Origin of the sequence: Daejeonella rubra, from assembly GCF_900103545.1 — a bacterium.
GTDB classification, from domain to species: domain Bacteria; phylum Bacteroidota; class Bacteroidia; order Sphingobacteriales; family Sphingobacteriaceae; genus Daejeonella; species Daejeonella rubra.
This window is the reverse complement of sequence record NZ_FNHH01000053.1, coordinates 1-6,347: the sequence shown is the minus strand read 5'-3', so window position 1 is coordinate 6,347 and position 6,347 is coordinate 1. Positions and strand designations below refer to the sequence as shown.

The window sequence follows — 6,347 nt, the reverse complement described above, 5'->3', positions numbered from 1 at the left end:
CTACGACAATATACTTCCTGAGCTATTTAGCCGCTATTGTGCTCTCATTCCTTTTCACTTTAATAGTATAAATTTAAAGCTTTGTAAACATAGGAAAGCTTTGTAAACATAGGAGACGCTGCGCTTAACTCTACGGACAGTGTGCGATACAGCGGACAGCGTGTTAAAACGCCCAAATCATTCTAAGAATTAATAATTAATCGTTTGGAAAGATCATAGATCTGCCTCTTCTGTAAACCTGAAATTCTTCCTGATCGATTTACGGTGATGATCATTGACCTTTGCTTTTAACTCTTCCAGGTTGAAATTGTGGTTGGTTCCGCAATCGAGCATATTGAAGTAAATGGAAGGCTTCAGGCTTTCAAAATATTCGGGAATATTGCTGCTCCAGATCAGCTGACAGTCGCCTTTGATTTGAGGTATGATCTGTGAAAGTCCTTCTTTAAAAACAATTTCTCTGACATGACTCGACTCCAGATTGCCCTGAGGGAAGAAAAGTAATATATTACCAGGGACCGATAATATTTCTGCGGCATAATCCAAACTTTCATTGACAGAACGGCCATAAGGTGAAATGGAGAAAGCACCAAAATACCTAAGCCAGTTGTTCTTTTGCAATTGCTTTTTTAACACCATTATATAGGTGCATTTAATATTATCCTTTGTATAAATCGCATTAAAGCCTAAATAAGCGGCAATTACACCATCCCAGAAACTAAAATGATTACACATTAACAAATAGGAATGATTGGGCTTAATATCAATTGGGTAGATGACCATCTTATTAAACCTTCTCCTCGCAAATTTTACGATAAGGATAATGCCCCAATAGAGCCATCTGGCTGGAAGTGGCTTGGCCTTGATAATCATATTAAGATCGCTGATAATTTATCTGCAAAGTTCTTATTGATCAGATCATGATTTTCATCTAATAAGATCACTTCTGCTGATTTCAGTTTTGGTATTAAAAATTTACCGATTCTTTCCGGATACATTTTATCCCGTTTACCAAACACAAATATGCTTTTTACCTGATGCTGCAGCAGCTCCTGCTCCAATCGCCTGGAATCAAGATCCAGAAAACGAAGATAGGTAAGTGAGGCATAAAAATTAAATCTGAGCTCCCTGGTACCAATCTCTTTGAGGAGTATTTCATGATTTTTCGAATCGATCAGGTTCAGTTTGCGATAAAAACTAAGAAAATGCAGAATTGCCTTATCACTAAATGCCAGCTTTTCCAGGATCTTATTTCCAAACTTATTGGTACTGAAAAAACGGACCAGCACTCCAGGCTTAAATGCGGAGGGAGCTGCAACGATATACTCATTGATTCTATGGGCCAACTCTTCTGCCATGATCGTGGCATAATGTGTCCCCATTGAATATCCGATCACAGAAAATTTTTCGATATTTTCATGCGCACAAAACTGTGTAAAAAGTCCGGCCAGTTCCTTTTTGCTGATGCCCCTTTTGATGTGATCAAGGCTTTGATCCACAAGCTTTGTCTCCTTATGAAAAAAAAGGTCAAACCCATAAAAAGTATATTTTGAACCAAGCTGAGCTTCCATGATCCTGAACTGCTTTCCATGCATTCCATAGCCATGAAAACATAACATCGCATTCGGACCACTCCCATATTTATAGTAATGAAGCTTTACGAGTGAATTTTCAAAATAATGGCTCGTCATTTATATTCCAGGCATTAAAAGTGCAATAGCCCATGCATATTCGCCATCATGGGAAATGGATAAACTAATGGTATAATTTAATTTTTGTCCGTGGATGATCGCTGCCGGCTTCCCGGCAATCTTTTCCCTGGATATTTCAATCTTTTTCCATGAGATAGCAGAGGGATCAAATTGCTTTAAAGCTTTATAGACTGCTTCCTTTGCAGCCCAGGTTGAGGCATAGCGAATAATCGAATCATCGAAACGCTCACAATATGCCAACTCATTTGAAGTATAAACTTTTCTTTTAAAATCTTCTGTTAGCGATTTCTGAAAATCAGGAATGAAAACAAGATCATTTCCCACATGGGTATGACCCTGTATGATTAATCCATCCGGGATATTCAAAATGTCATTCTTCATCATTTGGCACTCCCATAATATTGAATCCTCCATCTACAAAATGTAAGTTACCCGTCACTTTTGCAGACAGATCAGAGAAGTAATAAAGTGCTGCATTCCCAACATCATCTGCAGAAACATTTCCAAGAGGGGCAAGCAATTTTCCGAACTTTCTCAACTTTCGAACACCACTGATAGCTCCTGAGGATGTAGTCATAACCAAACCCGCAGACACAGCATTAACCCTGATATTCTGTCCGCGGAAATGATCAGCAAGGTAAAGCACAATATTCTCTAAGGCAGCTTTGTTGATTCCCATCCCTGCATAACCCGGGAATACTCGTCTGGAGGCGTTATAAGTTAATGTTAAAATGGAGGCATTATCTGACAACAGATCCTTTGCCGATCTGCAGATCCTTAGCAAAGAATAGGCGCTGATATTAAATGAATCCATCAGATCTTCAAATGGAATATCTAAATAAGATGGCTTAGCTTCAGAACTGCCCGGAATAGTATAACATAACACATTCTGGTTTCCAAAAGCAACACCATGCAAAATATAGTTTATCGGCCCAAGCCCATTGTAAACCTTGTTGAGAAATTCATCTATTTGCTCTGAGGATCTCACATCCACCTGTGCAGCATAATTACTGTCCATGCTGTTTTTCTCCATCAGGGCCAGTACCTCATCCTTCGTGTCTTCCACATAGCTCAATGCTACCTTAGATCCTGACATATGGAGCTTTAAGGCCACATTCCAGGCTATAGAGCTATCATTCCTGACGCCAAAAACTATTGCTACTTTATCTTTATTATTGATCATTAATAATCTTTTGAAATAGAAATAGAGCTGTTTGTACCTCCGAAACCATAATTCAAACAGGTAATGTGATTGATCTCTTTAGAAAAGCTTTTTTGTGGGATCAAATCCCGGTAAGCTTCCATAGGCTTCATAGTTCCTGTCCATTCAGGGTTAGATTGAAATCTTTCCAGCTCAGGATTAAGGTTTACAGCATTCAGACAAGGAAGAACTTTTTGATTTTCAAGCATGAGAATAGATGAAATCAGCTCTACCGCTCCCGCAGCTCCAAGCATATGTCCATACTGAGATTTAGGCGCACTGATATGGTATCCGCTTTCTCCCAGGGTGGAAACCACTCCGAAAAGCTCTATTGAATCACCGGATGGTGTTGAAGTGCCATGAACTTTAACTACGTCTGGCCTAATTCCGGTTTCTGACAGCAATCCCTTCCATAACCTCTTTTGTCCCTCAAAGGATGGATAAAACATATCTCCATCGCCATCTGAATTATTAAAATAGCCATCAATTACTGCAAGAATTTTTGCTCCTCTTGCCTTAGCCATTTCATATTCTTCAAGTGCCACAATTCCTGAACCAAATGAACAAACAAAGCCATTTCTGTCTTTATCAAAGGGTCTTGAGCTTTCTTCCGGACTGAATCCTCTGCTCAGGATCATCATGCCATCAAAGCCGGCAAATGCCTCAATTGAGGTTGCTTCCACACCACCCGTTATTGCACGGTCCTGTATACCATAGCTGATCAATCTGTAAGCATGTCCAATATTTCCAAGACCTGTTGCACAAGCAGATATAATTGATTCTGAGATACCTTTATTCTTTATGAGACAGGAAACATTTGCCACTTCCCGATAACTCATGGTGCGATCAACTATATGAGGGCCACCATGCCGGGACTTGGCGCCAAGCTGAAAAAAAAGATCCCACCCGGCTCTTAAAATACTGCTGCCCGGACCACCTGAGGCCATAATAACAGCTGTTTGCTCAGACTCGGTCTCCTCTTTTGACCAGCCTGCCATTTTTATAGCATCCAGCGTATTGATCATGGCCCATATACTACCCACATCAGCTGTTGCAAGATTCTTGTCCGGTACTCTGTTCAGTTTGTCGATATAGATTTCGGGAAGCTTCTCATAAATTGCAGATGGCACCATCTCCAGGCCTGCTTCTGCCTCAGTAATAAATCCTGATACCGAAGAACGAAGGTTCTTACCATATGCAAGAGCCTGATCCCATTCCCGGATCAAACTTTGATTGTCGAATAACTTATGATTGAAATCAGCAATATCTGTACAGTTGGGGAAAGTACCTCCCATACCTACAATAGCAACTTTCCTGCCCTTAACTTTCATAATCAGCTTCTCTGCTTCACTTTGATTATGAGATCTACAGCATCTTTCACTTTGCTTCCCATATCGTCAATATCATCGTCATCAAACTCCACTTCAAATTTTTGTTCAATTTTGGATACAATATTTATCATCTCGGTAGAAGGGGTATTTAAATCTGCAATGAAATCTGTTTCTTCCGTCACTGATTCCAGTTTCGCTTGATCTACCATTCTAACCGTTCTTAAAATTTCTACCAACCCATCAATAATGTCTTGTCTTTCCATATACAATATTCTTTATTTTTTTATCTTGATTGCTCTGCCTGTAATATCAAATAATTCAGTAACTAAGGTAAAATCAGGACTAAGATCATATGCAACTAGGCGCTCCTCTGTGAAATCACTAAAATATTCATCCAGATCAATGCCCTTTGGCACTTTATAAATCCTGCCGTCCGTAACCATTTGCCGGAATTTGTAAAACTTGATATGACCAATTGAAATAAATGTTTCGCCTTCCTGCAAATAACTATGATAATATATTTGTCCGATACTGATGAAGAGGTATAGAAAAATATCATTCGCATCTTTAGGGTCTACTCCATGTTTTTTACATTCCAAAAAAGCTGCACCTGAGCCTGTAATCGCCTGGGCAAATGATTCTATCTGGTCAACTCCTCTGAACACGCCAAAATGGTCTTCTACGTCCCTGCTTTTAGGTGTATAACTAGCTACAAGACCAATATTGGGTGAATGCCAGTGATAATTATCGACAAGCAACTTAGTTGGACCATAATTAATCAGGAGATCCCGGGGAGCAACTCCTACCAGACTATCTTTTATTATCTTCATCTTAAGCCTCCGTCGACCTCAATATTTGAACTGTTAATGTAAGAAGCCTTATCTGAAAGGAGGAAGGATATTAGCTCTGCAACTTCTGATGGCTTACCTATTCTTTTGGCTGGAACCAGTTGCAGAACCTGATTCAGCATCTGCGGAGGAATTTTATCTGTCATTTCTGATTGAATCAAACCAGGTGATACACTCAAAACCCTGATTCTATGCTCCTCACTCAATGCAGCTGCCTCCTGTGCCAATGATTTGGAAAGGGCAACCAAACCCGCTTTAGTGGCTGCATAAACTGATTGAAAGGCATTCCCCGTCTGACCAACGCATGAGCTGATATTAATTATAACTCCTTCCTTTTTGAGAGTAAACAGTTTCATTGCTGTTTTACATATCATTATAGGAGCCTTCAGGTTAACATTCAACATCTTGTCGATATCCCGTTCCGGCTGAAAAATCAGTGATTTATCAATAGCTACACCTGCATTATTAATCACTGCATACAGAGAATCTCCATGCTCCTGCTTGAGCTTTTTGCAGAAATCAGAAACCTGAACAGGATCAGAAAAATCGGCATATAATGCATAGTTACCTTCCCCTACCGACTGAAGATTACCTTCTTGGGATGCATGCAGAATGAGGGTGTACTCCTCAGATAGCTTTTGGGCAATAGCCAGTCCTATACCTCTTCCCGCACCTGTAATTAATACTTTCCTAGTAGGTTTAGTTTTATTATTCAAATTTATCTGATTAGGTATTCAAACAAATTTGCACAAAATTTAAAGAACAGACAATTTTTAGAATTGCCTGAGGTAAACCAGAAATATAATTATTGAGGGCTAAACTGAATAAATTGAAAATGATCATGAAGGGGCTTTAAAGATGTATGAATTTTCTTAGTACATACTTCCTGTTTTCGTCAATGGGTCAGTCTGAGATTCTTTGAATGCCGGAAACCTTCAGAAGGTGTTAAAAATTGTATTTGGTGTGAATATGAGGTTAAACTTGTGCTCAAATCTACCCAAAGTACCCAAAAACCACCCCCTCCAGCGCTCAAGCCAACACTCCCCTAGCGGTGGACAGCATGACGGATAAAGAAATTATAGTTTAATACTTAGACATATAGTTTATATCAAATTTTTCTTAGCCACCCAGTATCCACCGCTGGTCCGTGGGACTCCATTGGAGCGGGGGAATTAAAGGGGGTGGTCCTTCTCAAATTCCTCAATAAACTCATTGATCTTATAAAAAACATCATCAATATGATCTAATATATCCCCAT

Annotated in this window: 8 protein-coding genes; all 8 read right to left on the bottom strand. The window is 39.5% G+C overall.

Annotation, left to right across the window (positions count from 1 at the left end; genetic code table 11):
- Nucleotides 1-213: 213 nt before the first annotated feature.
- Genes BLR27_RS18150 through BLR27_RS18115 form a run of 8 tightly spaced genes read right to left on the bottom strand, consistent with a single transcriptional unit; the run spans nucleotide 214 to nucleotide 5,805 of the window.
- A complete protein-coding gene (locus BLR27_RS18150) occupies nucleotides 214-870 on the bottom strand; it encodes a 1-acyl-sn-glycerol-3-phosphate acyltransferase (protein ID WP_090707281.1) in 657 nt (218 codons plus the stop codon).
- Nucleotides 867-1,688 (bottom strand): alpha/beta hydrolase, encoded by an 822-nt coding sequence (locus BLR27_RS18145; RefSeq protein ID WP_090707280.1) that lies wholly within the window; start codon nucleotides 1,686-1,688, stop codon nucleotides 867-869. The genes BLR27_RS18150 and BLR27_RS18145 overlap by 4 nt, the downstream gene beginning before the upstream one ends.
- Entirely contained in the window at nucleotides 1,689-2,093 is a 405-nt protein-coding gene (locus tag BLR27_RS18140) for a holo-ACP synthase (RefSeq protein ID WP_090707278.1), read from the bottom strand.
- A complete protein-coding gene (locus tag BLR27_RS18135; protein ID WP_090707277.1) occupies nucleotides 2,080-2,892 on the bottom strand; it encodes an enoyl-ACP reductase FabI in 813 nt (270 codons plus the stop codon). The genes BLR27_RS18140 and BLR27_RS18135 overlap by 14 nt, the downstream gene beginning before the upstream one ends.
- A complete protein-coding gene (locus BLR27_RS18130) occupies nucleotides 2,892-4,241 on the bottom strand; it encodes a beta-ketoacyl-[acyl-carrier-protein] synthase family protein (protein ID WP_090707275.1) in 1,350 nt (449 codons plus the stop codon). The genes BLR27_RS18135 and BLR27_RS18130 overlap by 1 nt, the downstream gene beginning before the upstream one ends.
- Nucleotides 4,242-4,243: 2 nt before the next feature.
- Nucleotides 4,244-4,504, bottom strand: a complete 261-nt coding sequence (locus tag BLR27_RS18125; RefSeq protein ID WP_090707274.1) for an acyl carrier protein — start codon at nucleotides 4,502-4,504, stop codon at nucleotides 4,244-4,246.
- Nucleotides 4,505-4,516: 12 nt separating this feature from the next.
- Nucleotides 4,517-5,071 carry a hypothetical protein gene (locus BLR27_RS18120; protein WP_090707272.1) on the bottom strand — a complete coding sequence of 185 codons (555 nt, stop codon included), beginning with the start codon at nucleotides 5,069-5,071 and terminating at the stop codon, nucleotides 4,517-4,519.
- A complete protein-coding gene (locus BLR27_RS18115) occupies nucleotides 5,068-5,805 on the bottom strand; it encodes an SDR family NAD(P)-dependent oxidoreductase (RefSeq protein WP_090707271.1) in 738 nt (245 codons plus the stop codon). Before BLR27_RS18115 ends, BLR27_RS18120 begins: the two co-directional genes overlap by 4 nt.
- Between the last annotated feature and the right edge of the window lie 542 nt (nucleotides 5,806-6,347).